Consider the following 24,041-nt stretch of genomic DNA (forward strand, 5'->3'; position numbering starts at 1 on the left):
CAGCGGTCTGACCAGCCCGTTCAGTTCGACCGACCGGCGGCGGCCGCCCGCCGCGCGTGCTCGCGGTAGCCCGGCAGGACGGCCGCCCGGGCGGTGGTGGCGGGTGCCACGGCCGTCGCGAGCACGTCGAAGTCGTGGTCGTTCAGCGGCACCAGCGGGCGCCGCAGATGCGTGGCCCAGGACGCCGGGAAGGTCTCCAGCCACTCGAGCAGCCCGGCCAGCTCCGGCCCGGTCCTGACCGGCGCCACGGCGGGGATCCTCAGCTCGCAGCCCCGGCCGAAGGAGCGGCCGGCGAACTCGACCGGGGCGTCGAGCGGCCGGACCGGGGTCGTGACGGTCGCGGTGCCGATCAGCCGGCCCCGGTCGGCCGTGGGCCGGTTGAAACAGCTGCGGGTGGTGTAGAGGACCAGCCGGTCGCCAGCCCGCAGCAGGTCGGCGGTGCGGCAGCGCTTCACCGGGAACGCGGTGCGCTCCTCGTGCAGGATCCAGCTCAGCGCCTGACGCTCTCCGATGACCAGGAGATAGGGAGTCGGTTCCTCTGCCACGGCCCCGACCATACCGGCCCAGCCCCTGCTCAGGTGTAGCGCAGCGACCCCGGGGTGGTGAGCTGCTCGCCCGTCTCCAGCCAGGTCTTCAGGCCGGAGAGGATCATCGGCCAGCCCCCGTAGAGCTCCTCGTTGGCGTTCTCCCGCAGGTGGTCGTGAGTGAGCACGAGGCGGCAGGTGTCGGCGATCCTGTCGATGTCCCAGGCCACCCGCGAGTTGCCCTCGCTCTTCACGTCCTCGCTCCAGAGCGCCACCATGCTGTGCACCAGCCGGTTCGGCGGCTCGACGTCGAGCACCTCACCGTCGCCGAGCAGACCGGGCACGCCCGGCGCGCTCACCTCGATCCGGGATCCCGGCTGCCAGTCCGACTCGACACGGGTGCCGAAGCTGTACCTGCTGCGGATCTCCGGATCGGTGATCGCCTCCCAGAGGCGCTCCGGCGTGGTGCGGATGTAGAACTCGTAGACCTTCTCCATGGCGATCCTCCCAGTCCCATTCCACCCCCGGCGGGCCGAACGGGCAGCCCGAGCAGCTGTCCACCACTCCAGACCAGCACGTTCTGCCACCCCTTTATCACCCACCGTGCACACCCACCCGATCCCGGCAAACCCGCCCCGGCGGTCACCACCCCGCACTACACTGACGGACAGTCACGTATCCGTCGCATTCCGCAGGCGCGCAGCGCCGCCGCGTCGTCCACCGGCGCTCCGGCGCCGCTGCCGTCCGTGCGCTCCGAGCGAGGTGAGCTGCCATCACCGACTCCGCCGGCTCCCCGCTGGCCAGCTGGCTGTGCGGGCTGGACGAGGACGAGCTGTACCGGGTGCTCCGGTCCCGGCCGGACGTCGCAGCGGATCCCGCGCCCCGGGGCCTGGTCGAGCTGTCCGAGCGGCTGGAGCGCCCGTCCTCGGTCGCGGTGGTGCTCCGGCGGCTGCCCCGGCCGTTCCTGCAGGCAGCCGAGGCGGTGGTGGCGCTCGGCCGGGTGGCCGACCGGCCCGCGCTGGCCCGGCTGCTCGGCGCGCACGGCCCGGAGCGGCTGCGCGGCCTGGACACCGCACTCCAGGCCCTGGCCGCGCACGCACTGGTCTGGCCGGACGAGCACGGCACGCTGCATCCGGCCGCCGCGCTGCGCCAGGTCTGGCCGAACCCGACCGGGCTGGAGCCGGCACTGGCCGAGCTGCTCGCCGACGCCACCTCCGAGGAGCTGCGGGCGATCATGAGCACGCTGGACCTGCGCGTGCCGGCCACCAAGCAGCAGCGGCTCGCTGCGCTCGTCGAGCGGTTCGGCTCGACCGCCTGGGTCGCCGGCGTGATCGCCCAGGCGCCCGCCGGCGCACGGCGGTTGCTGGAGCAGTGCGCCCTGCGCGGCATGCCGGCGACGGTGCAGGGCGGCCCGGCGAGCACCGAGGCGGGCCGGGCCGCGCAGTGGGCCCGCGAGCGTGCGCTGCTGGTCCGCACCCACCACGGCCACGGTGCGACCCGGATGCCCGCCGAGGTCACCGTCGCGCTGCGCGGGCCGGCCTGGCACGCGCCGTTCGATCCGGTGCCGCCGACGCCGGAGCTGGTCCCGGTCGCCGCCGCGGAGGTGGCCCGCGAGGCGGCCGCGGCGGCCGGCACGTTCTGCGGCCAGGCCGCCTCGGTGCTCGCCGCGTGCGCCGCCGGGCCACCGGTGCTGCTCAGGACCGGCGGGGTCGGGCCGCGCGAACTGGCCAGGATCGGCAAGGCCGCGCAGTGCGCCGAGCCGGTGGTGCGGCTGGTGCTGGAGTGCGCGGCCGCGGCCGGCCTGATCACCGGCGGCGCGGCCGCCAGTGCTGGTACAGGTACCCGGCACGGCAGCGCCGGTGCGCGGGCCCGGGGCACCGGCCGGGTCAAGGGCGGCGGTGACCCGGCGGCCGGCAGCGGGCAGTCCGCGATGACCCGGGCGTACGACGCCTGGGCGGAGCAGGAGCCGGCCGGGCAGCTGACCGCGCTGCTGCTCGCCTGGTGGTCGCTGCCGTTCACCCCGACCGCCGCCCGGGACGCCGAGGGCAAGGCCTGGCCCGCACTGATCTGCCGTCCGCCGAGCCCGAGTTGCCGCCAGGCACGGCGCGCACTGCTGCTCGCGGCCGGCCGGCTGCCGGACGGGCACGGCGCCGCCAGGGCGACCGCGCTGGCCCCGGTCGTGGCCTGGTACCGGCCGCTGGCCGACCAGCTGGCGCAGGACGCCGGCACGCCGTTCGCGACCGTGATCCGGGAGGGCGAGCTGCTCGGCGTCGTCGCGCGCGGCACGCTCAGCCCGCTCGGCGCCGCACTGTCGGCGCCGGCTGCCTCCCGCGCACCGACACCGGGGGCACCGGCCGGCGAGCAGTCCGCGGAGCTGCTGGCCTGCGCGGCCCGGCTGCTGCCGCCGGCGGCCGAGCGCGCCCGGTTCGGCACCGACCTGACCGCCGTCGTCACCGGCACCCCGTCCGGCCGGCTGGCCGCCCTGCTGGACGCCACCGCCGAGCGCGAGACCCGCGGCACGGCGTCGGTCTGGCGGTTCAGCGCGGCCGGCATCCGCCGCGCGCTGGACGCCGGCCGCACCCCGGAGCAGCTCACCGCCGAGCTGGCCGCGGTCAGCGCCGCACCCGCGGACGCCCGGCTGCCCCACCCGCTGGCCTATCTGATCAGCGACACCGCCCGCCGGCACGGCCGGATCCGGGTCGTCACCCCCGGCTGCGTGCTGCACGGCGCCGACGCCGGCCTGCTCGCCGAACTCGCCGTCCACCGCAGGCTCGGCGCGCTGCGGCTGCGCACCCTCGCACCGACCGTCCTGGTCAGCGGCGCCACCCCGGAGGTCACCCTGGCCGCGCTGCGCGCCGAGGGCTACGCGCCCGTCGCGGAGGCGGCCGACGGCACCGTCCGGGTCGAACGCGCCACCTCCGACCGCGCGCCGGCCGTCCCGCAGCAGCGCGGCGCGGCCACCCGTCAACCGGCCCGCAGCGCCCCGGCTCCGGCCGAACTCCGGGCGCTGGCCGGTCGGTTGCTGAGCCAGTTCGCGGTGCAGGGGGAGATCGGCGAGGAGCAGGCGCAGACCGAGGAGGAGCTGGCCGGCCACGCCCGCCAGCTCTCCCCCACCGACATCCGCCGGCTCGCCCGGGCGATCCACACCGAGGGCTCGGTCCGGATCGAGTACCTGGCGTACACCGGCAGCCGCACCGTGCACGTGCTCAGCGAGCTGGAGTTCGACTCGCCCTACCTCTACGCCCGCTGCGAGCCGAGCAGTTACCCGAAGGAGTTCACCCTCGCCCGGATCCAGTCCGTCCTCCCCAGCTAGCGCCTGTCCCACCGAGGCGCACTACCTGCTGGCCGCCAGCCGCCTGCTGTGCTCCTCCCACGCGACGGCCAGCCGCTCGACCCCCGACTCCAGCGTCCGCGGTGACTCGGCGATGGAGAGCCGCACGCCGCCCCGGTGCCGCCCGTCCACGCAGACCGCCGCGCCCGGCAGCACCCGCACGCCGTACCGGGTGGCGGCCAGGTGCACGAAGGTCTCGCTGTCCTGCACCGGCAGCTCGGCCCAGAGTGAGAGCCCGGCCTGCGGTCGCACCGCCCGCCAGGCCGGCAGCCGCTGCCCGAGCAGCTCCAGCAGCAGCGCGCGCCGCTCCCGCAGCGCCCGGCGCAGCCCGTCCTGCCAGGGCTGATCGGCCGCCGCCAGCAGCGCGACGGCGAGCAGCTGGGACGGCACCGGCCCCGCCAGGTCGCTGGTCGCACGCAGCCGCAGCAGGTGGTCGCGCAGCGCGGCCGGCGCCCGGATCCAGCCGATCCGCAGGCCGGCCCAGAGCGTCTTGGAGAGCGAGCCGATCGCGATCACCGAATCGTCCCGCGCCGCGAGCGGCTCGGGCACGGCCGCGCCCTCGTCGAGGTCGAGCCCGGCCTGGGCCAGGTCCTCCACCAGCACCGCCCCGCTGCGCCCGGCCACGGCGAGCAGATCGGCCCGGCGGTGCTCGGCCAGCACCGCGCCGCACGGGCTGTGCGCCGCCGAGTCCAGGTAGACCACCGGCGCGGCGGCGCGGCGGGCGGCGCGCTCCACCGCGTGGACGTCCAGCCCGCGCTCGTCCACCGGTACGCCGATCAGCCGCCCCCGGTGCTGCGTCACCACGTCGGGCAGCCCCGGGTACGTCGGGCAGCCGGTGATCACCGTCCGCCCCGGCGCGAGCAGCGCGGCGGCGACGAGCGAGAGCGCGTGCTGCGCGCCGGAGGTGACGATCAGCTGCTCGGGCCCGGTCGGCAGCCGCAGCCGGGTGCTGAGCTGGCGGGCCAGAGCCTCGCGCAGCGCGGGCAGCCCGGCGGGGTGCAGCCCGTGCCCCTGGCCGTCCAGCCCGGGAAAGGCGCCGATCGGCGGCAGGTGGCCGGTGCCGGCCGGCACCGCGCGCGAGAGGTCGATCAGATCGACTTCCGACGCGGGCAGTTCGGCGGGACGGGCCACCGGCGCCTGCGTCCAGGCCGGCCGCGGCCGCAGGTACGTCCCCGCGCCCTGGCGGCGCTCGACCAGCCCGGCCTCGGCCAGCTCCTCGTACGCGCGCACCACGGTGCCCCGGCTGACCCCGAGCGCGTCGGCGAGCAGCCGCTCCGGCGGCAGCCGGTCCGGGGCGGCGACCAGCCGGCGCCCCACCGCATCGGCCACGGCGGCCTGGATCCGGCGGTACCGCGGCCCCTCGCGCCGCTGCCAGCCGTCCAGCGCGATCCGCACCCACCAGCCGAGATCCTGGTCCATTCGCCCAGATTGGCACTGTCCGCACACCCCGGACAAGGTCCACGCTGATCACCAGAGCACCGAACCAGCCCACCTGTCGAAGGAGCCGAAACCGTGCACCCCAGCCCCACCCTCGCCCGCCGCTTCTGGGAGGCGATCGAGCCGATCCACGCCGTCGCGTACTTCGCCCCCGAACCGGCCGAGGCCGCCCGCGCGATCGGCCTGACCGGCTGGTGGATGGGCTACTTCGCCGGCCGGCTCGCACCGGTCGGCCCGATCGACGGCCCGACGGCCGCCGCGCTCAGCTTCGCCTTCGCCCCCGCCAGGCCGGCCCGCGCGCTGCCCGAGGCCTGGGCCTACGCGGACCCGGACCGGGTGCTGCAGACCCGGCTCGGCGCCGTCCGCGCCGCGCTGGAGCGGGTGCTGCCCGGCGGCGCGGACGGGGTGCCGCCGCGCCTGGTCGAACTGCTCGAACGCGCCGTCGAGGGCTGCGGCTTCGAGGGCCGGGCACTGGCCGCCGCCTGGTCCAAGGTGCCGCGCCCGGCCGACCCCGCCGACCTGCTCGGCCGGCTCTGGCTGGCCACCACCGTGCTGCGCGAGCACCGCGGCGACGGCCACGTGATCGCCGTCGTGCACGCCGGCCTGACCGGCCTGGAGGCCGGCCTCACCCACGTGGCCACCGGCAGCGTCACCCGCGAGATGATCCAGGGCACCCGGGGCTGGACCGACGAGGAGTGGGAGCAGGCCCGCCGCCGCCTCGTCGCCCGTGGCCTGCTGGACCGCGACGGCCGGCTCACCAAGGCCGGCGGCGCACTGCGCCGCGAGGTCGAGAACGCCACCGACCGGCTGGCCGCCGATCCGGTCACGCTGCTCGGCGAGTCCGGCGTGCTGGAGGCGATCGACCTCGCCGCCCCGCTCAGCCGCCACCTGATCGACACCCAGGCGATCCCCGTCCCCAACCCGATCGGCACCCCGCGCCCCTGAGCCCCGGCGTGTTGCCCGGCGGCCCCGGCGCCCGTTCGACCACCATGGACGGCATGGCCACCACGCTCCGCCTCGCCCAGCAGCCCGACGCCGACGCCCTGCTCAGCCGCAGTCCACTGGCCGCGCTGGTCGGCATGCTGCTGGATCAGCAGGTGCCGATGGAGAAGGCGTTCTCCGGTCCGCTGGTGATCGCGCAGCGGCTGGGGGCCGAGGACCTCGACGCGCGGGTGATCGCCGAGTACGACCCCGAGGAGTTCGCGGCGCTGATGGCGCAGAAGCCCGCGGTGCACCGGTATCCGGGGTCGATGGCGCACCGGGTGCAGCAGCTGTGCCAGTTCCTGGTCGAGCACTACGGCGGCGAGGCCGAGGCGCTCTGGCGCGACGCGGCGAGCGGGCCGCAGCTGCTGGAGCGGCTGACCGCGCTGCCGGGGTTCGGCACCCAGAAGTCGCAGATCTTCCTCGCGCTGCTCGGCAAGCAGCTGGGCGTGCGGCCCGGCGGGTGGCGGGAGGCCGCGGGGGCCTACGGGGAGGACGGTTCCCGGCGGTCCGTGGCCGACATCACCGATCCCGAGTCGCTGCGCGAGGTGCGCGCGTACAAGCAGGAGATGAAGGCGAAGGCCAAGGCCGCCGGGAAGAAGTGAGCCTGCGTCGGACGTGCTCCGGCGTCAGATCCCGAACGACGGCGGCGCGTCCTGCGGGGCGCTGCCCCAGGCCGGCGCCGGATCGGCGGCCAGCTGGAACTCCAGGCTGCCGCCGTGCTCGATCAGCCCGGCGTCCACCCATGGGCGGGTGGACGGCGCGCCGTTCAGCTGGAGGCCGTGCACGTAGCGGTTGTCGGCCGAGGCGTCCTTGGCGCCGATCTCGATCAGCACGCCGTTGCCGCGGGTGATGGTGACGTGCGGGAAGAGCGGGCTGGCGAGCACCAGCTCGGCCCGGCCCGGAGTCTGCGGGTAGAGGCCGAGCGCGGCCCAGACGGCCCAGGAGGACATCTCGCCGAGGTCGTCGTTGCCGGCCTCGCCCTCGGGCGTGTCGCCGTAGAGCGTGGTCAGCGCGCGGCGGACCACGTCCTGGGTGCGGTCGGGGCGACCGGCGTAGTCGTAGGCCCAGGGGATGGCGACCGACGGCTCGTTGCCCAGGTAGCAGTACGCCGAGTCGGGCCCGCCGTTGAGCTTCTCGAAGAAGGTGTCGAGCCGGTCGACCACCGCCTGGTTGCCGCCCATCGCGTCGAACAGGCCGCGCAGGTCGTGCGGCACCATCCAGCTGTACTGGGCGCTGTCGCCCTCGGCGAAGCCGTCACCGCTGGTCGGGGAGAAGGCCGGCCAGCTGCCGTCGGCGGCGCGCTGCTGGAGGTAGCGGCTGCTCGGGTTGAAGAGATTGCGCCAGTTGCCGGTGCTCTTCAGGAACGCGTCGCGGTCGGCGCCGTCGCCGGTCCGGTCGGCGAGCTGGGCGAGCGCGAAGTCCGCGTTCTCGTACTCCAGCGTGGTCGAGACCGTCCCCCAGGCGTCGGGGGTGCCGACCGGGAGGTAGCCCTTCTCCTGGTACGCCCGCTGGCCGGGCCGCTCCGCCGTGATGTGGCTGCCCGCCTTGGCCAGGCGCAGCAGCTCGGCGGTGTCGAAGGCGGTGCCGCCGAAGGCGTGGATGTTCGCCGCGATCAGCGGGATCGGGTCGCCGACCATCACACCGGTGCCGCCGTTGGCCAGCGTCCAGCGGTCGAAGTAGCCGCCCTGGGCACCCTGGTTGACCAGCGACTGGGCGATGTCCGAGGCCTCGCGCGGCGCCAGCAGCGCGAGCAGCTGGATCTGCGAGCGGTAGATGTCCCAGCCGGAGAAGTCGGCGTACTGGACTTTCTTGCCGGTGGTCTGGTGGATCCTGCCGTCGAAGCCGGGGTAGTGCCCGTCCACGTCGCTGAGCGCGCTCGGGTGCAGCAGCGAGTGGTAGAGCGCGGTGTAGAAGGTGCGCAGCTGCTTGGTGGTGCCGCCGGCCACGGCGAGCCGGCCGAGCATGCCGTTCCAGTCGTGCCGGGTCTGCGCCCTGATCTGGTCGAAGTCGACCCCGCGCTGTTCGGTCGCCAGGTTGGCCCGGGCGCCGTCGGCGCTGGTGAAGGAGATGCCGACCCGGGCCGTGACGGTGGTGCCGGTGCCGGTGCCGGCGTCCGCGAAGGAGACCAGCGCCCGCGCGTCCGAGCCGTCCGCCGGCGCCTCCGGGTGGACCTGCTGCGCCGCGCCGCGCGCGTGCTTCGCGGCCGCCGCGACGGCCGCGGCGGTGCGCGGCGGCTGCGGGGCGATGCCGTGGCTCTCGCCGCTGGCGGTGCGCCTGGCGTCGTCCAGCACGCCGCCGTGCACGGTGGCCGCGTGGCTGAACGGCCGGTCGAAGACGGCGGTGAAGTAGATCCGGTAGTGGTTGTCCGCGCCGCAGAAACCCCCGCCGTCGGTGTAGCCGGAGATGCTGTCGGTGCCGATGGTCAGCGCGCCGGCGGCGTTGTTGAAGGCCCGGCCGGCGTCCACCACCAGCGAGGCGGTCTGCCCGGCCGGGTAGCTGAACCGGGCGACGCCCGAGCGCTGGGTGGCGGACAGTTCGGCGCGCAGCCCGTTGTCGAAGGTCACGTCGTACGCGCCCGGCGCCGCGCTCTCGTGCGCGTGCGAGAACGTGTAGTGCCCGACCGGGGCGTCGCCCAGCACCGGCATGAACGGGATGTTGCCGTAGTCGCCGCAGCCCGCGCCGGAGATGTGGGTCAGGCTGAAGCCGCGGATCCGCTGGTCGTCGTAGAAGTAGCCGCCGTGCTGGTAGGTCACGGTGTCCGGGCTCCACTGGACCATGCCGAACGGCGCGCTCGCACCGGGGAACGTGTTGCCGGCCCCGCCGCCGTTGCCGAAGTCGGCGGCGCCCTGTCTCGTGCCGACGAACGGGTTGACGTACTGTGCCGGGTCATTGATGGCCACCACGGGCTTGCTCGGCCGAGCGGTGACGGCGGCGGCGGACGGCACTGCTGAGGCACTCAGCAGCAGGACGCCCGTGGCCGCGGCGATGATCTGACGGACACTCATGTGATCAGCGTGTAGTCGTCGCGGAACTGACGCCCGGCGTAGCGCCCCGGCTGTCGCCCGTTCGGCCGCCGCAGCCCTACCATCGGGCCAATACGGGTACCCGAACGAGGAGCGGTCATGGCGGAGAGCGAGCTGCGCGGCGCGGAGGCCCGGATGATCGCGGAGGCCAGGAAGGCCTTCTTCGTGATGTTCGGCTTCCTCTGCCTGCTCTGGGTGATCCAGCTCGCCAACTGGTCGGACGACAACGACCTGGCCCGCCGCTTCGGGGTCGTCCCGCACCGGCTGGGCAGCCTGCCCGACCTGCTCACCTCACCGCTGCTGCACTTCGGCTGGGCGCACCTGGAGTCCAACTCGGGCCCGCTCTTCGTCTTCGGCTTCCTCGCGGCCTACCGCGGGGTGAAGAAGTTCCTCGCGCTGACCCTGCTGATCGCGATCACCAGCGGACTGTCGGTCTGGCTCTTCCAGGGCGGCGGCACGCTCACCGTCGGGGCGAGCGGGCTGGTCTTCGGCTACTTCGGCTACGTGGTGCTGCGCGGCCTCTTCGACCGGCACCTGATCGACACGCTGATCGGCCTGGTGATGGCGGCCTCCTTCGCGTACCTGGTGTTCGGCGCCGTCCCCGGAGCGCAGGGCGGCGTCAGCTGGCTGGGCCACCTCGGCGGGCTGGTCGGCGGACTCGCGGGCGCGTGGATCTTCCGCGACCGCGGCGCCGCCCGGACGGCCACCGGCACCATCGGCCGGGCGGCGGGCGCGGCCGAGCCGGCCGGCGGGGAGCCGAGCTCGCGCGCCGACCTGCTCAAGCAGCTGGACGACCTCGGCCTCTGACCCAAACCCTGAGCCCGGCCCCTGACCTGGGCCCTACAGGTGTAGACCATTGCCCACACGGCCGCTAGCGTGGCTGCTCCGAGACCCGTCCCGCCCCGGAGCCGCGCCGTGCACTCGTCCGTCCTCGCCTTCGCCACCGACCTGATCGACGAGGGTGCGGACACCTTCTTCGGCAACCTCACCGACCGGGCCGGGGTCGGCGGCGTCACGCTGGCCTCGGTCTACCACGCGGCCCGCGACGTCTTCCCGCACCACCCGACCCGGGTGGTGCGGTACCTGGAGCCGGGCGCGGCGTACTTCCGCCCCGACCCGGCCCGCTGGTCCGGCCGCCGCCTGGCCCCCGTCGCGGCCGCCGCCATCGGCGACCGGGACCCGTTCGCCGAGGCCGCCGAGCAGACCCGCCGGCGCGGCCTCAAGCTGCACGCCTGGACGGTCTTCCTGCACAACGACCGGCTCGGCTTCCAGCACCCCGACTGCGCACCGGCCAACGCCTTCGGCGACCGCTCGCTCACCGAGCTCTGCCCGTCCCACCCGGAGGTCCGCGACTACGCGCACGGCCTGGTGGACGAGCTGGCCCGGTACGGCGTGGACGCGATCCGCGCCGAGTCGCTGCACTTCCACGGCCTGCGGCACGGCTACCACCACGAGCGCTACTTCGAACGGCTGGGCCCGGTCGCCGAGGCGCTGCTCGGGATCTGCTTCTGCGCGCACTGCCTGGCCGCCGCGACCGACCGGGGCGTGCCGGCCGAGGAGGTGCGGCGGGTGGCCGCCGCCGAGATCCGCCGCCGGCTCGCCGACGAGCAGGCCGCCGAACAGCCGGCCGCGCTGGACGAACTGGCCGGCGGCGCGCTGGCCGCCTACCTGGACGCCGGCGCGGCGACCGTCACCTCGCTGGCGGCCGAGCTCGACCGGCGGGCCCGCGCGCACGGGATGCGACTGAGCTTCATGGACGGCGGCGGTCCGGGCACCGGCTGGCTGGCCGGCATCGACCTGCCCGCGCTCGCCAAAGCCGGCATCGGGATCGAGACGCTCGGCTACGCCAAGACCCCGCAGGCCGTCCGGGAGAAGGTCGCCGCGTTCGCCCTGCACGGCGTACGCCCGGCGGACCTGGCGGTGATCCTGCGCCCCATGGCCGAGGACTGCGACGGCCCGGCGAATCTCGCCGCGAAGATCACCGTGCTGCGCGAGCTCGGCGTGCCCGAGGTCGAGTTCTACAACTACGGCCTGATGCGAATCTCCTCACTGGACCGGATCGGCGCTGCTCTGCACGGCTGAACGGGTGCTGATCAGCGGATTAACGCCATCCAGCAGCCAATGGAAGATCAGCTGACATGATTGTCCAATGGCGGATTCCGGCCGCCTCGCGTCCCCGGGCAGCGCGCTTGCTGCGCCATGCGCCGCCAAAACGGTAGGCTTTCCGTGTGATCTTCAAGCGCATCGGCAACGGGCGGCCGTACCCGGATCACGGCCGGCTCAGCACCCGCCAGTGGGCGGACGTCGCCCCTCGCCCGGTGCGACTCGACCAGTTGGTGACCACCAAGGGCCAGTTGGACCTGGAAACACTGCTGGCCGAGGACTCCACCTTCTACGGGGACCTCTTCGCCCACGTGGTGAAGTGGCATGGCGACCTCTACCTGGAGGACGGGCTGCACCGCGCCGTGCGCGCTGCCCTGCAGCAGCGTCAGGTGCTGCACGCCCGGGTCCTGGAGATGGACTGAGCCCGGTCACGGACTGACCCGCGCTCAGCCCTCCCCCCGGCGAGCCACATCCTCACGTACACGGTTCGCGTCCGACGCACTCCTCCGGTTCCGCCGATCGATCGTCAGTGCATCCTTTCGAGTGTCGGGGTGCGCCAAATGATGATCATTTATTACCTTCATCCTGAGAACCGGACTAGGCTGCCGAGCACGGCCGCACCGCACTGCGGACTTACCGTCCCACCGCCTCGCGGGTCGTTTCCGTCACCCGCCGGCAAGGCTGCCCTTCCATCAAGGGGAGACAGACTGTGAGCATGTTGACTCCCCAGGGGTTGAAGGGGAAGCAGTTCCGGATCACCGGCACCAGCTATCCCCGGCTCGGCCCACCACCGCGGCGCGGTCGGCGGATCCTGATGCTGGTGGGCTCGGTGCTCGCGATGTCGCTGATCGCGCTGGGCGGGGTGCAGGTGTTCGACATCTTCACCGGCAAGGGCAAGCACGCCGCCGCCCAGGCCTGTGCCAGCGCCCGGCCCTCCACCGGCGCCTCCGGCGCGGGTGCGGCCAAGCCGATGGCCGCGCCGAACACACCCGGTGCGTCCGGCGCAGCCAGTGCCCAGGGCTCCCCGGCCGCCTCCGGTTCACCGGCCGCCCAGGGCTCGCCGGCCGCCTCCGGTTCGCCGGTCGCCGCCGGTTCACCGCTGCCGGCCAGCACCGCCGTCCCCCAGCCGCAGGCCGTCACGGTCAACGTGCTGAACGCCACCGACAAGGCCGGCCTGGCCGCCCGCACCGCCGACGAGCTCAAGAAGCGCGGCTTCACCGTCGGCAAGGTCGGCAACGCGCCGTCCGCCCTGGCCAACAAGGTGCCCGGCAGCGCCCAGCTGATCGGTGGCACCGGCGGGGCCGGCGCGGCCACGCTGCTCGGCTCCGAGGTGGCCGGCGCCACCACGATGGCCGACGGCCGCACCGACGGCAGCATCGACTTCGTGATCGGCGACGGCTACACCGCGCTGCTCGACCCGACCGCCCAGGCGGCCGCGCTCGCCGAGGCGACCAAGCCGTCCCCCACGCCGTCGCCGCTGCCCGGCAGCTGCTGACCGCAGACGGACGGGAAGGCCGCAGAGCGAACCTCGCTCTGCGGCCTTCCCCTTGCCGCGTTCTGCCGTGTCCGGTTTGCTACCGCGCGGTCAGCCTGCCGTCCCGTACAGCCGGTCGCCCGCGTCACCGAGGCCCGGCACGATGTAGCCGTGCTCGTTCAGCCGCTCGTCCAGCGCGGCGGTGACCACCGTCACCGGCAGGCCGGCCAGCTCCTTCTCCATCACCGCGACGCCCTCCGGCGCGGCCAGCAGCACCACGGCCGTGACGTCGGTGGCGCCGCGCTCGATCAGCAGCCGGATCGCGGCGACCAGCGTGCCGCCGGTGGCCAGCATCGGGTCGAGCACGTAGACCTGGCGGCCCGACAGGTCGTCCGGCATCCGGGTCGCGTAGGTGGACGCCTCGAGCGTCTCCTCGTTGCGGACCATGCCGAGGAAGCCCACCTCGGCGGTCGGCAGCAGCCGGGTCATCCCGTCCAGCATGCCCAGGCCGGCCCGCAGGATCGGCACGACCAGCGGCCGGGGGTAGCTGAGCCGGATGCCGGTGGTCACGGCGACGGGCGTGGTGATCTCGACCTCGTCGGTGCGCACGTCCCGGGTGGCCTCGTAGGCCAGCAAGGTGACCAGCTCGTCGGTCAGGCGACGAAAGGTCGGGGAGTCGGTGCGCTCATCGCGCAGCGTGGAGAGCTTGTGGGCCACCAGGGGGTGGTCAACGACGTGGATCCGCATGACAACGACCTTAACGGCGTTCGGCCACCTCGAACGACCGCCGCGTCGTCGCCTGTGGCGCAGCCATCCGGGTGGGTCTGCTGTGGTATCAATCGGGCACTTCTGGGAAAGTCAGACCGTATGAAGAGAAACCCGGGCTCAACCGAACGGGGTGGGGCCACCCAACCCAAGGCCGCCCGGAGCAGGACCGACCGGGGCAAGGCGGGGAAGAACGGCCGCAAGGCCGAGCGGAGCGAGCCGGCCGGACCTGACGAGAAGTCCGCGCCCGACGATCAGCCGCCCGAGACCGAGGCGCAGCGCCGCCGTCGCCGGGCCGTCTTCCTGCGCGAACTCGCCGAGGCCCGCGAGCTGCGCGCCCGGGTGCAGCCCCGGAAGACCAAGGAACGCCGGATGCGCGAGGCCCTGCGTATGCGCACGTTCCGGATCTGAGCCGACGCCACGCCGCAACCCGGCCGAACCGGCACACCATCGGTCCAACCCCTGGCGCATCCCTTCGCCTTCCCAGCCCCACCACGTGGCCGGGTCGCCACCAAGACTTCATCAACTCCCGGGGACAAACCCCGGGATTCCGACACGACCTGCGAAGACGCGCTGCCGAACACTCCCCGCAGAGGCAGGCTTTCTGTCACGATTCCGAGTGGGACGGTCCGAACAGCGGACCGCCTCTGGTGCGGGGGCGGCCAGACCGCGTTCGCCCGAGATCGCCTACGGCCGAGACCATTTGGGAGAGTCCCTGGTGGCGTACTTCGCTGCAGTGCTTGCTCGCACCGAGGACGGGTGGGATGTGAGCGAGACCGAGTTGGACAACGTCGAAACTCTTGCCGATCTTGCCGACCTGGCACGCGAAGCGGCAGAGGACGACGACACCGTCCTGGTGTTCATCGAACAGGAGGACGCCTGGTTCGCCATCGTCCGGGTGGACGGCGAGGAGGATCCACGGATCTTCGTCTCGGACGCCGCCGCTGCCGCGCGCAGCTCCTACGGGGACGTGGTCCTCACCGAAGAGCTGGTCGGCCGCGCCGGCGACAGCGAGTTCGAGGATCTGGACAGTCTGGTCGACGAGCTGGAGGACAGCGAGACGACCGACTCCGAGGAGGACGACGAGGATGCCCCCGCGACCGGTCCCGGCGGCGTGCCGGTCGGTCCGCTGGGCGACTCCGAACTGCTCGGCGACTTCGGGGTCACCGCCTCGGACCTGCTCGACCTGGCCGGCGAAGGGGCCGAGCCGGGCGACGCGCTGAGCGAGATCGCCGACGCCCTCGGCTGCGCCGAGGTACTGGAGGCCGTCCGCTGACAGCAGGCGGGGTCGGGACCGGGCCAATCCCCCACACTGGTGGGATGCAGCCCTCTCTCGACCTCGCCCCGCTCCCGGCCCCGGTGCGCCCCGACCCGGTCCGCGACCGCTGGACGGCGTCGATGCGCCTGGCCATCACGGAGGCCGCCCTGGCCACCGCCACCGGCGACGTCCCGGTCGGCGCGCTCGTCCTGGGCCCCGACGGCGGCATCCTCGGCCGCGGCCACAACGAACGCGAGGCGATCGGCGACCCGACCGCGCACGCCGAGGTCCAGGCCATCCGCGAGGCCGCCCTGGCCGTCGGCGAGTGGCGCCTCAGCGGCTGCACCCTGGTGGTCACCCTCGAGCCCTGCACCATGTGCGCGGGCGCGATCGTGCTCTCCCGGATCGACCGGGTGGTCTACGGCGCGCTCGACGAGAAGGCCGGCGCCGCCGGCTCGCTCTTCGACGTGATGCGTGACCGCCGTCTCAACCACCGACCCGAGGTGATCTCCGGCGTCCTCGCCGAGGAGTGCGGCGCCCAGCTGCGCGGCTTCTTCGACACCCACCGCTGAGCCCGCTGCGGCCCCCGCCACCGGAACGGATTTCGTTCCCGCGCCGCCCGTCCGGTAGAGTCTCTCTCGGTAGCGTGTCCGAGCGGCCAAAGGAGCACGCCTCGAAAGCGTGTGTGGGGGCAACTTCACCGTGGGTTCGAATCCCACCGCTACCGCCAGCAGACCGAAGGGCCCGTCCGATCCGGACGGGCCCTTCGGCGTTCCCGGCTCCCGCAGCCGCCGCCACCGCCGGGCGGCCCGCTGCACCGGAAGAGCACGGCCACGGTGACTGTCCAGTCCCATACCGGCAAATGAGTGCTGATTTCCGACAAACCACTCGTTAGTGGACGTAGCACCCCAAAGCGAATTGACTTCCCGCTGACTCGATCGCCATCCTGACGCCCACCGCGGCAGCGCCACGGACCGATCTCGGCCGGGCGGCACCTGCCGCGGCGCATCGCCCGTCGCCGCCACCGGCCGTCGCCAGCGAGCCCGGACGCCGACGGACCCCGAACTCACCCCCGCAGATCGGCAAGCAGCCGAGCAAGGGAGTCGACACCATGTCCACGGAACAGTCCACCGAGCGCTCCGGCGGGCCCAGCGGCTCGCCGGGATGGTCCACCGCAGTGGCCGCCTCGCACCCGCACGCGCCGCCGCCGGCGGCGACGGCGCCGGCCGAGCCGCCCGTCCTGCGCCGCATCGGCTACTGCGGAGTGGCCGACGAGGCCGCCGCCGACCTCGCCGGACAACTCACCGCGACCCGCGAACTCAGCTGGCGGGAGATCGAGTTGCGCACCATCGACGGACAGCCGGTGGAGCTGCTGAGCGGCCCGGCCTTCGCCCGCGCCGCGGCCAGGATCGCCGAGGCCGGGTTCACCGTTCCGGTGGTCGCCTCCCGGATCGGCAGCTGGTCCCGCCCGATCAGCACCGATCTGGACCGCGAACTCGCCGAACTCGCGCTGCTCGCCGACCGCTGCGCCGTGCTGGGCGCGGGCTTCGTGCGGATCATGTCCTACCCCAACGACGGCCTGTCCGAGCTGGACTGGGAGCGCGAGGTGCTGCGCCGGATCCGGGTGCTGGCCAGGAGGGCCGCCGACCTCGGCCTGACCCTGCTGCACGAGAACGGCGCGGGCTGGGCCGGCCGGGACGCCGGCCGAGCGCTGCGCCTGCTGGAGGCGGCGGCCGACTCCGCCGCCTTCGGCTTCCTCTTCAACACCGGCAACGGCGTGGCCGACGGCTACCAGCCGCTCGCGATGCTGCGCACGCTCGCCCCGTACGTGCGGCACGTGCATGTGAAGGACGCCGTCGCCGGGCCCGACGGACCGGTCCACCTGCCGGCCGGCGAGGGAGCCGCGGCGGTGGACGACTGCCTGCGGCTGCTGCTGGCCGGCGGCTACCAGGGCAGCTGGTCGATCGAACCGCAGATCGCGGTGCGCCCGCAGGAGGAGTACCGGGCCAGACCGGCCGAGTGCCGCGCCGCCTTCGACAGCTGCGGACGGCGGCTGCGTGGGCTCGCCGAACGGCTGGCCGCCGAGGAGGGCGAGGGCTGGAGCTGCGGCCCGGCCGGGCTGGAGCTGCGCCCGTGCTGAGCCGCAGCACCCACCTCGGCACTCCCCCGCCACGCTCGTAGGCCCTCGGGCCTGTCCGGCGGATCCTGTCGCGCGCCCGGCAGGATCCGCCGGACGGACCCCAAGCCACCCCACCCGATCCCACCCATCGGAGGCACCCCATGAGCAGCACTCCCCGCCCATCTCCGCGCAGGCTGGCCCTGGTCGGCCTGGGCGCCGTCTCCCCGTTCTACCTGGCCGCGATCGACCGGGACCCGGCCCTGGAGCTGGCCGCGGTCTGCGACCTGGCCGAGGCCAACCTGACCCCGTTGCGCAAAGCCGGTGTGCCCGGCTTCCGTGACCACCGCGCGCTGATCGCCGCGCACCCCCGGCTGGACGGCGTGATCGTCGCCGTCCCGGACGACGCGCACGCCACGGTCTGCCGGGACCTGATCGCGGCCGGGCTGCCGGTCTGCGTGGAGAAGCCGCTGGCCACCGATCCGGCCGACGCGCGGGTGCTGGTGGAGCTGGCCGCCGCGCGCGGGGTCCCGCTCTTCACCGCGTTCCACCGCCGGCACAACACGGCGGTGCTCGACCTGGCGGCCACCTGTGCGGGCAGCGGCGCGCCGGTCGAGACGGTGCTGGTCCGGTACCTGCAGAAGATCGAGGAGCACGTCGGCGGCGACCGCTGGTACCTGGATCCGGAGCGGTGCGGCGGCGGCTGCGTGGCCGTCGGCGGACCGAACGCCTTCGACCTGGTCCGACTGCTGCTCGGCGAGGCCGAACTGACGGTCAGCCGGGTCCGGATCGAGCGGGACGTGAACGGGCTGGACCGCCAGGCGGTGATCGAGCTCGCCACGGCGGACGGCGCGGCGACGGCCCGGGTCGAGCTGGACTGGGGCTACCCGGGCGAGCTCAAGGACGTCGAGGTCGGGCTGGCCGACGGCACCGTGCACCGGGCCGACATGCTGGGCGGTTTCCAGGGCTTCCGGGGCTCGCTCTGGCACGAGTACCGGGCCGTGCTGACCGCCTTCACCGACGTACTGGCCGAGCCGGCGGGGCACCGGGACGGCGGACGGGCGGTGCTGGAGCTGGTCGCGGCCGCCTACCGGGCCGAACGCGCGGTGGTACCGGCTCCGGCCGGCGCCCCGGCCGCAGCCACGGCCGACGTGCTGGAAGCGCGCTGACCGCCTGGTGAGAGGGGGTCCGGTGGGGGGAGCGGCTCCGGGGGGACTGAGCCGCTCCCCCGGCGGAGGTCCCACAACCGGTGCCGCATCAGGGGGAAGCGCGGCACCCGGTCCCACAGCGGGGAACTCCGGACCCATGTACCGGCGATTCCTGCCAGATCCTCGGTACATCAACAATCCTGCCGTCCGGCGGCACCCCGGGCATCCGTACAAGGGCCCCAGTCAATGGGACCTTCGTCCTCCCGAGTGAACGCGTCTCACACCTGGTTGAGCCATCCGGTGGATAAGCTGCGTGCGGGACACGGTGGCCAGGAGACGTACAGGGGCGGTTCGATGGCGCAGGCAAGGAAGATCGGCATGTACCTGCTGCTGATTTTCGTGGTTTACACGATCATCCACTCACCCGCACGCGCGGCGGAGCTGGTCCAGTCGGGTTTCGTCGGCATCTCGGACGCGGCGAAGTCGGCCGGGGACTTCATGACCGGCCTGATCAAGTAGCAGGCCAGTAGCGGGCCACCTGGCGAACAGCCCGTTCGAATCACCAGGGGCACGCGTTACCGTGTCCGGGTCCGGCACCCTCCCGCATTGGAGCACCCAGTGATCCGCCACCTCGTCCTGTTCAAGCTCAACGAAGGCATCGCCAAGGACGACGAGCGCGCGCTCGCCGCCGCCAAGGGCTTCGAGGGCCTCGACCAGCAGGTTCCCGGCGTGCTGGAGTGGCAGCACGGCTGGAACGTCAGCCCGCGCGATGTCGCGTACGACTATGCGATCAACAGCCTGTTCGCCGACGAAGCCGGACTGCAGGCCTACGCCACCCATCCGGCGCACGTCGCGGTCGGCCAGAAGTGGCGGGAGATCGCCACCCTGGCGGTCGCCGACTTCGAGGTCTGATCCTCCCGCGACCCGGCCCGAAGCATCGGTCGCACCCGCACGACCCAACGGCCCCCCGCCTCCCGAGTGCTCCCCCGGAGCCACCGACGAGCCGGGGGGCCGTCCTGCGCGCACCCGCGCAGCCTCGGCGGACTGGCGGCCCCGAACCCCCGTCCGTCAACACGCCTCCGCCCGGTGCTTGAACCAACCTCGCCCGTCTTGTGATGCTATGACCGATTTTGCCGGGCAGGGCGAGGTGGTGAACCGAGGGAGGGGTGACGCGTCCGTTGCGGATCCAGAACGATGCGCCGGACACCGGCACGGGCAGCACCCCGGAGGGCCCGGCCACCCCGCCGCGCCGGGAGCCGGGCCGCCCCCAGGCCCAGGAACCACCCCGGCAGCAGGCCGGCACCTCCGACCGGGAACCCGCCGACGAACCCCCCGACGAAACAGCCGAGGACCCGGCCGACGAACCGGCCGAGGAGCTGCCCGATGAGCTGCCCGATGAGCTGCCCGACGAGTTCCCGGCGGCGGCGACGACGGACGAGCTGCCCAGTGGCCTGCCCGGCCGCCCGATCGACGTCCGCACGCTCACCCGGGTGCTCTTCGAGCGGCTCGCCGAGCTGCCCGCCGACGCCCCCGAGCGGGAGCAGGTCCGGGCCGCCCTGATCGAGGTCAACATCCCGCTGGTCCGTTACGCCGCCACCCGGTTCCGCAGCCGCAACGAGCCGATGGAGGACGTGGTCCAGGTCGGCACGATCGGCCTGATCAACGCGATCGACCGGTTCGACCCGGGCCGCGGCGTGCAGTTCCCGACCTACGCGCTGCCGACGATCCTGGGGGAGATCAAACGTTACTTCCGCGACAACGTCCGCACCATGCACGTCCCGCGGCGGCTCCAGGAGCTCTGGGTCCAGGTCAGCGGCGCCATGGAGGAACTGACGATCACTCACGGCCGCACGCCCAAGGTGCCGGAGATCGCCGCCAACCTGCGGATCCCGGAGGAGGACGTGCGGGCCTGCCTGGACGCCGGCCGGGCCTACAACGCCGCCTCGCTGGAGGCCGCCCAGGAGCACGAGGGCGGGCTGGCCCTGCTCGACCGGCTCGGTTACGAGGACTCGGCGCTCACCGACGTCGAGCACCGCGACATGGTGCGGCACCTCCTGGTGCAGCTCCCCGAGCGCGAGCGCCGGATCGTCATACTGCGCTTCTTCGCGAACCTGACGCAGTCCCAGATCAGCAACGAGCTGGGCATGTCACAGATGCACGTATCCCGGCTGTTGTCACGAATCCTTACTAGGCTGCGGACCGGTAACTCCTGGGAGGAGTGAACCAGTCGTCGCGAGCGGCGGCAGGGTGTCGGGCGGCCGGCAGACGATCAGCGGATAGCGGGGCGTTACTGCCACGTGACATCTTGCGACGTTCGGGTTTGCCGGGGTCCGTGGGCCGGTAAGCAAGCGATGGGGGACGCCGATCATCGGCGCGTACCGGGGAACCGCCGAGCGGAGGCTCCCGTTGGACCAGTTACGAGGGGGTGGGTGCATGTCCACAGACCTGGGCAGCGCAGAGATCCACGGGGGCACGGCAGTAGTCGAGCACGCCCCTGAGCACCGTCCGGCCACCGACGGCCCGCCCGTGGCGCTGCCGGCTCCCCGGCAGCCCGACCTCGCCGCCGACGCTGCCGATGCCGCCGCCGACGCGGCCGTCGCCGCCGCCACGACCGTGCCCGGTCTGGACACCCGCACGCTCTCCCGCTCGCTCTTCCGCCGGCTCGCCACGCTGTCGCCCGGCAGCGCCGAGCACGGCTACGTGCGGGACACCCTGATCGAGCTGAACCTGCCGCTGGTCCGCTACGCCTCGGCCCGGTTCCGCAGCCGCAACGAGCCGATGGAGGACATCGTCCAGGTCGGCACGATCGGCCTGATCAAGGCGATCGACCGGTTCGACCCGGAGCGCGGGGTGGAGTTCCCGACCTTCGCGATGCCCACCGTGGTCGGCGAGATCAAGCGGTTCTTCCGGGACACCAGCTGGTCGGTCCGGGTGCCGCGCAGACTCCAGGAGCTGCGCCTGGCCCTGACCAAGGCCGGCGACGACCTCTCCCAGCGGCTGGACCGCTCCCCCACCGTCGCCGAACTGGCCGCCTGCCTGGGCGTCAGCGAGGAGGACGTGGTCGAGGGACTGGCCGTCGGCAACGCGTACACCGCCAGCTCGCTCGACTCCAGCCCCGGCGAGGAGGACGGCGACGGCCCGCTCGCCGAGCGGCTCGGCTACGAGGACCTCGCGCTGGAGGGCGTCGAGTACCGCGAGTCGCTCAAGCCGCTGCTGGCCAAGCTGCCCGCCCGCGAGCGCCGGATCATCATGCTGCGCTTCTTCGGCAACCTGACCCAGTCGCAGATCGGCGAGGAGATCGGCATCTCGCAGATGCACGTCTCCCGGCTGCTGACCAAGACCCTCACGCAGCTGCGTGAGGGACTGACCAGCGAGATCTGAGCAGCCCGCCCGTCACTCCCCCAGCAGGTTCGCGCGCAGACCGGCCAGCACCGTGTCGTCCAGACCGAGGCCGGTCCGCCAGAACGCCTCGAAGTCGGCCCAGCCGGCCGTGACCTCGGCGAAGGCCGCGTCCAGGTACCGGGTGTCGGCGCGGAACAGCGGCAGCAGCAGCTCCGGCTCCTCCATCAGGCCGCGGGTGCCGAAGCTGTCCACGACCCGGTCGATGAGCACGGCGGAGCGGACGTTGGTGAGCAGGTAGTCCTCGTACACGGTCGCCCGGTCGACGCCGAGCACGGTGAGCAGCAGCGCGGCCACCCAGCCGGTCCGGTCCTTGCCGGCGGTGCAGTGGAAGAGCACCGGCGGGGCGTCCGGGGTGGCGAGCAGGCGAAGCACCGCGGCGAAGCGGTCGCGGGCCACCGGGTCGGTGACGAACCAGCGGTACAGGCCGATCATCATCTGAGCGGCGTTGTCGCCGCCGAGCAGCTCGCGCTGCTTCACCGGGTCACGGTCGGCCAGCGCGTCCCGCAGCGCGACGTAGATGTCGAAGTCGGCCGCGAAGACCGGCAGGTGGTGCAGCGTGATGCCGCCGGGGTCGGCGGGGGCCAGGCTGAGCGGTTCGGCGGACAGCTCGGCGGCGGCGACGTCCGCGACCGGCAGGCCGGGCACCCGGTCCGGACCGGCCTCGCGCACCTCCTCCAGGCTGCGCAGGTCCACCACGTGCCGCAGACCGAGGGCGGCCAGCAGCTCCAGGTCGCCGTCGGCGAGCCGGTGCAGGCCGTCGCTGCGCAGCGCCACGCCGGTGCGCAGCACCCGCCCGTCCGCCGTCCGGTACCCGCCGAGGTCGCGGCCGTTCACCGCGCCGGCCAGCCCCAGGCTGCGGGCGGCCAGCTCCTCGGCGGCCGCGGCAGCAGCGGGCGGCACGGTCACGGCAGGCTGCTCGGTCACGGCGGGTCCTCCTGGTCTCGCGTACGCCGACCAGCCGGCCGACCCGACAAGAGTACGAAGTCGGGTACGCCGACGGACCCGGGAGGGCCAGGTCCTGGTTCCGGGACCGTGCCCTGCCACGGGTGAGCTGCGGGGGTGCCGCGGAGTGGGGCCTACTTCACCGCCAGCCAGACGACGGCGACCACGATCGCCAGGCCGATGACGGCCGAGATCGCGATCACACCGGTGCGGCTCCCGCCACCGCTGCCACTGCGGTGCACGGAGACGTTGCCGGGCGCCTGCTCCGGGGCCGGGGTTTCCACGAAAGCCCGGAACATCTGAGTGCTGCCGGCGGGGTCTTCATAGTTGTCAGCCATGGGATGGGACTCTAACGAACTCCCGGCCCCCCGGAACAGTCCGGCCCCTCGCCGGGGTGACATCCCCTCACCACCCCCGACCTGCCACGGCGTTTCGCCACCGGCGCGGAATGTCGTGTGCACCCCCTCAGTTGAACGCATCATGACTGACACCAACCGCGCACCTTCCGGCACCGTGCTGCTCGGCAACTCCGACCTGGCCGTCTTCCCGCTCTCGCTCGGCGGCAACGTCTTCGGCTGGACCGCCGACGAGGCGCAGTCCTTCGCCGTGCTGGACGCCTACGCGGCCGCCGGCGGCAACTTCATCGACACCGCCGACATGTACTCGGCCTGGGCGCCGGGCAACCGCGGTGGCGAGTCGGAGACCGTCATCGGCCACTGGCTGCGCTCGCGCGGCAACCGCGACCGGATCCTGGTGGCCACCAAGATCGGCAACCACCCCGAGGCCAAGGGCCTGAAGGCCGACAACATCAAGGCCGCGACCGAGGCCTCGCTGACCCGGCTCGGCATAGAGCGGATCGACCTGCTCTACACGCACTTCGACGACGTCGAGACGCCGGTCGAGGAGATCATCACCGCGCTGGACGCGCTGGTGCGGGAGGGCAAGGTCCGCGAGATCGGCGCCTCCAACATCAGCCCCGAGCGGCTGACCGCCTCGCTGGCCTACTCCGACCAGGCGGGTCTGGCCAAGTACGTCGCGCTGCAGCCGCACTACAACCTGGTGTCGCGCGACACCTACGAGGGCAGCCTGGCCGACGTGGTCGCCGCGCACGGCCTGTCCACCGTCCCGTACTTCGCGCTCGCCTCCGGCTTCCTCACCGGCAAGTACCGCGCCGGCGGCCCCGCCGTCGACAGCGCCCGCGCACAGGGCGCCGCCCGCTACCTGGAGGACCCGCGCGGCCCCCGGGTGCTCGCCGCGCTGGACACCGTCGCGGCCGCGCACGGCGTCGAGCCGGCCGCCGTGGCGCTGGCCTGGCTGGTCGCCCAGCCGACCGTGGCCGCTCCGATTGCGAGCGCCCGCACGCCCGAACAGCTGGCCCCGCTGCTGGCCGGCGTGGCGCTGGAGCTGACCGCGGCGGAGCTGGAGCTGCTGACCGGGGCCTCGGCCTGAGCTGCGGCTGGTGAGAAGCGGGGGGGGGGGGGGGGGGGGGGGGGGGGGGCGGGGGGGGGGGGGGGGGGGTTTTTTTTTTTTTTTT

24 protein-coding genes and 1 tRNA gene are annotated in these 24,041 nt (G+C 73.6%); 18 read left to right on the plus strand and 7 right to left on the minus strand.

All coding sequences use genetic code 11. The annotated features are described in order from the left end of the window. Nucleotides 1–20: 20 nt before the first annotated feature. Together AC060L_RS02220 and AC060L_RS02225 are read right to left on the minus strand one after the other, a co-directional pair. Nucleotides 21–545, minus strand: a complete 525-nt coding sequence (locus tag AC060L_RS02220; RefSeq protein WP_483796642.1) for a hypothetical protein — start codon at nt 543–545, stop codon at nt 21–23. Nucleotides 546–574: 29 nt separating this feature from the next. Beyond that, a complete protein-coding gene (locus tag AC060L_RS02225) occupies nt 575–1,021 on the minus strand; it encodes an SRPBCC family protein (RefSeq protein WP_483796643.1) in 447 nt (148 codons plus the stop codon). Between the two features lie 344 nt (nt 1,022–1,365). Between AC060L_RS02225 and AC060L_RS02230 the strand changes: the two genes are divergently transcribed. Next, nucleotides 1,366–3,837: a helicase-associated domain-containing protein gene (locus AC060L_RS02230; protein WP_483796645.1), complete on the plus strand. Its 2,472-nt coding sequence runs from the start codon at nt 1,366–1,368 to the stop codon at nt 3,835–3,837. Between the two features lie 21 nt (nt 3,838–3,858). Here the strand turns inward: AC060L_RS02230 and AC060L_RS02235 are convergent, their stop codons facing one another. Continuing rightward, complete coding sequence (locus tag AC060L_RS02235) at nt 3,859–5,274, minus strand: aminotransferase-like domain-containing protein (RefSeq protein ID WP_483796646.1); 1,416 nt, start codon at nt 5,272–5,274, stop codon at nt 3,859–3,861. Between the two features lie 93 nt (nt 5,275–5,367). Between AC060L_RS02235 and AC060L_RS02240 the strand changes: the two genes are divergently transcribed. Next, nucleotides 5,368–6,237, plus strand: coding sequence for an SCO6745 family protein (locus AC060L_RS02240; protein WP_483796647.1), 870 nt, complete (start codon nt 5,368–5,370; stop codon nt 6,235–6,237). A 53-nt stretch (nt 6,238–6,290) separates the two neighbouring features. Beyond that, on the plus strand, nt 6,291–6,878 hold the full coding sequence (locus AC060L_RS02245; RefSeq protein WP_483796648.1) for an HhH-GPD-type base excision DNA repair protein: 588 nt from the start codon (nt 6,291–6,293) through the stop codon (nt 6,876–6,878). Between the two features lie 24 nt (nt 6,879–6,902). On the opposite strand, the gene AC060L_RS02250 is transcribed toward AC060L_RS02245, so the two are convergent. After that, complete coding sequence (locus AC060L_RS02250) at nt 6,903–9,281, minus strand: GH92 family glycosyl hydrolase (RefSeq protein ID WP_483796649.1); 2,379 nt, start codon at nt 9,279–9,281, stop codon at nt 6,903–6,905. 117 nt (nt 9,282–9,398) lie between these two features. Here AC060L_RS02250 and AC060L_RS02255 point away from each other — a divergent pair, with 117 nt between their 5' ends. The 4 genes from AC060L_RS02255 (at nt 9,399) to AC060L_RS02270 (ending at nt 12,897) form a co-directional block, all read left to right on the plus strand. Then, the gene (locus AC060L_RS02255) at nt 9,399–10,106 is read left to right on the plus strand and encodes a rhomboid family intramembrane serine protease (RefSeq protein WP_483796651.1); all 708 of its coding nucleotides are present in this window, start codon (nt 9,399–9,401) and stop codon (nt 10,104–10,106) included. A 108-nt stretch (nt 10,107–10,214) separates the two neighbouring features. Continuing rightward, nucleotides 10,215–11,381 carry a hypothetical protein gene (locus tag AC060L_RS02260; RefSeq protein WP_483796653.1) on the plus strand — a complete coding sequence of 389 codons (1,167 nt, stop codon included), beginning with the start codon at nt 10,215–10,217 and terminating at the stop codon, nt 11,379–11,381. 146 nt (nt 11,382–11,527) lie between these two features. Further along, the gene (locus AC060L_RS02265) at nt 11,528–11,824 is read left to right on the plus strand and encodes a type II toxin-antitoxin system VapB family antitoxin (RefSeq protein WP_483796655.1); all 297 of its coding nucleotides are present in this window, start codon (nt 11,528–11,530) and stop codon (nt 11,822–11,824) included. Between the two features lie 293 nt (nt 11,825–12,117). Further along, entirely contained in the window at nt 12,118–12,897 is a 780-nt protein-coding gene (locus AC060L_RS02270; protein ID WP_483796657.1) for a LytR C-terminal domain-containing protein, read from the plus strand. Between the two features lie 90 nt (nt 12,898–12,987). Here the strand turns inward: AC060L_RS02270 and upp are convergent, their stop codons facing one another. Further along, nucleotides 12,988–13,623: a uracil phosphoribosyltransferase gene (gene upp / locus AC060L_RS02275; RefSeq protein ID WP_483796658.1), complete on the minus strand. Its 636-nt coding sequence runs from the start codon at nt 13,621–13,623 to the stop codon at nt 12,988–12,990. 120 nt (nt 13,624–13,743) lie between these two features. Between upp and AC060L_RS02280 the strand changes: the two genes are divergently transcribed. The 10 genes from AC060L_RS02280 (at nt 13,744) to AC060L_RS02325 (ending at nt 21,544) form a co-directional block, all read left to right on the plus strand. Continuing rightward, a complete protein-coding gene (locus AC060L_RS02280) occupies nt 13,744–14,052 on the plus strand; it encodes a hypothetical protein (RefSeq protein ID WP_483796660.1) in 309 nt (102 codons plus the stop codon). Between the two features lie 307 nt (nt 14,053–14,359). Continuing rightward, the gene (locus tag AC060L_RS02285) at nt 14,360–14,917 is read left to right on the plus strand and encodes a tRNA adenosine deaminase-associated protein (protein WP_483796662.1); all 558 of its coding nucleotides are present in this window, start codon (nt 14,360–14,362) and stop codon (nt 14,915–14,917) included. 44 nt (nt 14,918–14,961) lie between these two features. Beyond that, nucleotides 14,962–15,471: a tRNA adenosine(34) deaminase TadA gene (gene tadA, locus AC060L_RS02290; protein WP_483796664.1), complete on the plus strand. Its 510-nt coding sequence runs from the start codon at nt 14,962–14,964 to the stop codon at nt 15,469–15,471. A gap of 68 nt (nt 15,472–15,539) precedes the next feature. Continuing rightward, a tRNA-Ser gene (locus AC060L_RS02295) sits at nt 15,540–15,629 on the plus strand. A 381-nt stretch (nt 15,630–16,010) separates the two neighbouring features. Beyond that, nucleotides 16,011–17,039 (plus strand): sugar phosphate isomerase/epimerase family protein, encoded by a 1,029-nt coding sequence (locus tag AC060L_RS02300; protein WP_483796665.1) that lies wholly within the window; start codon nt 16,011–16,013, stop codon nt 17,037–17,039. A 140-nt stretch (nt 17,040–17,179) separates the two neighbouring features. After that, the gene (locus AC060L_RS02305; RefSeq protein ID WP_483796667.1) at nt 17,180–18,184 is read left to right on the plus strand and encodes a Gfo/Idh/MocA family protein; all 1,005 of its coding nucleotides are present in this window, start codon (nt 17,180–17,182) and stop codon (nt 18,182–18,184) included. Between the two features lie 333 nt (nt 18,185–18,517). Continuing rightward, nucleotides 18,518–18,682, plus strand: a complete 165-nt coding sequence (locus tag AC060L_RS02310) for a hypothetical protein (protein WP_483796669.1) — start codon at nt 18,518–18,520, stop codon at nt 18,680–18,682. A gap of 87 nt (nt 18,683–18,769) precedes the next feature. After that, nucleotides 18,770–19,075 (plus strand): Dabb family protein, encoded by a 306-nt coding sequence (locus tag AC060L_RS02315; RefSeq protein ID WP_483796670.1) that lies wholly within the window; start codon nt 18,770–18,772, stop codon nt 19,073–19,075. 254 nt (nt 19,076–19,329) lie between these two features. Further along, a complete protein-coding gene (locus AC060L_RS02320) occupies nt 19,330–20,385 on the plus strand; it encodes an RNA polymerase sigma factor SigF (RefSeq protein WP_483796672.1) in 1,056 nt (351 codons plus the stop codon). A gap of 211 nt (nt 20,386–20,596) precedes the next feature. After that, nucleotides 20,597–21,544, plus strand: coding sequence for an RNA polymerase sigma factor SigF (locus AC060L_RS02325; protein ID WP_483796673.1), 948 nt, complete (start codon nt 20,597–20,599; stop codon nt 21,542–21,544). Nucleotides 21,545–21,556: 12 nt separating this feature from the next. Here the strand turns inward: AC060L_RS02325 and AC060L_RS02330 are convergent, their stop codons facing one another. Next, a complete protein-coding gene (locus tag AC060L_RS02330) occupies nt 21,557–22,489 on the minus strand; it encodes a tyrosine-protein phosphatase (RefSeq protein WP_483796674.1) in 933 nt (310 codons plus the stop codon). Between the two features lie 152 nt (nt 22,490–22,641). Then, nucleotides 22,642–22,845 (minus strand): hypothetical protein, encoded by a 204-nt coding sequence (locus AC060L_RS02335; protein ID WP_483796676.1) that lies wholly within the window; start codon nt 22,843–22,845, stop codon nt 22,642–22,644. A gap of 142 nt (nt 22,846–22,987) precedes the next feature. Here AC060L_RS02335 and AC060L_RS02340 point away from each other — a divergent pair, with 142 nt between their 5' ends. Next, nucleotides 22,988–23,956: an aldo/keto reductase gene (locus AC060L_RS02340; RefSeq protein ID WP_483796678.1), complete on the plus strand. Its 969-nt coding sequence runs from the start codon at nt 22,988–22,990 to the stop codon at nt 23,954–23,956. The last annotated feature ends 85 nt before the right edge of the window (nt 23,957–24,041 follow it).

The sequence above is a fragment of the Kitasatospora sp. NEAU-69 genome, from assembly GCF_057158765.1.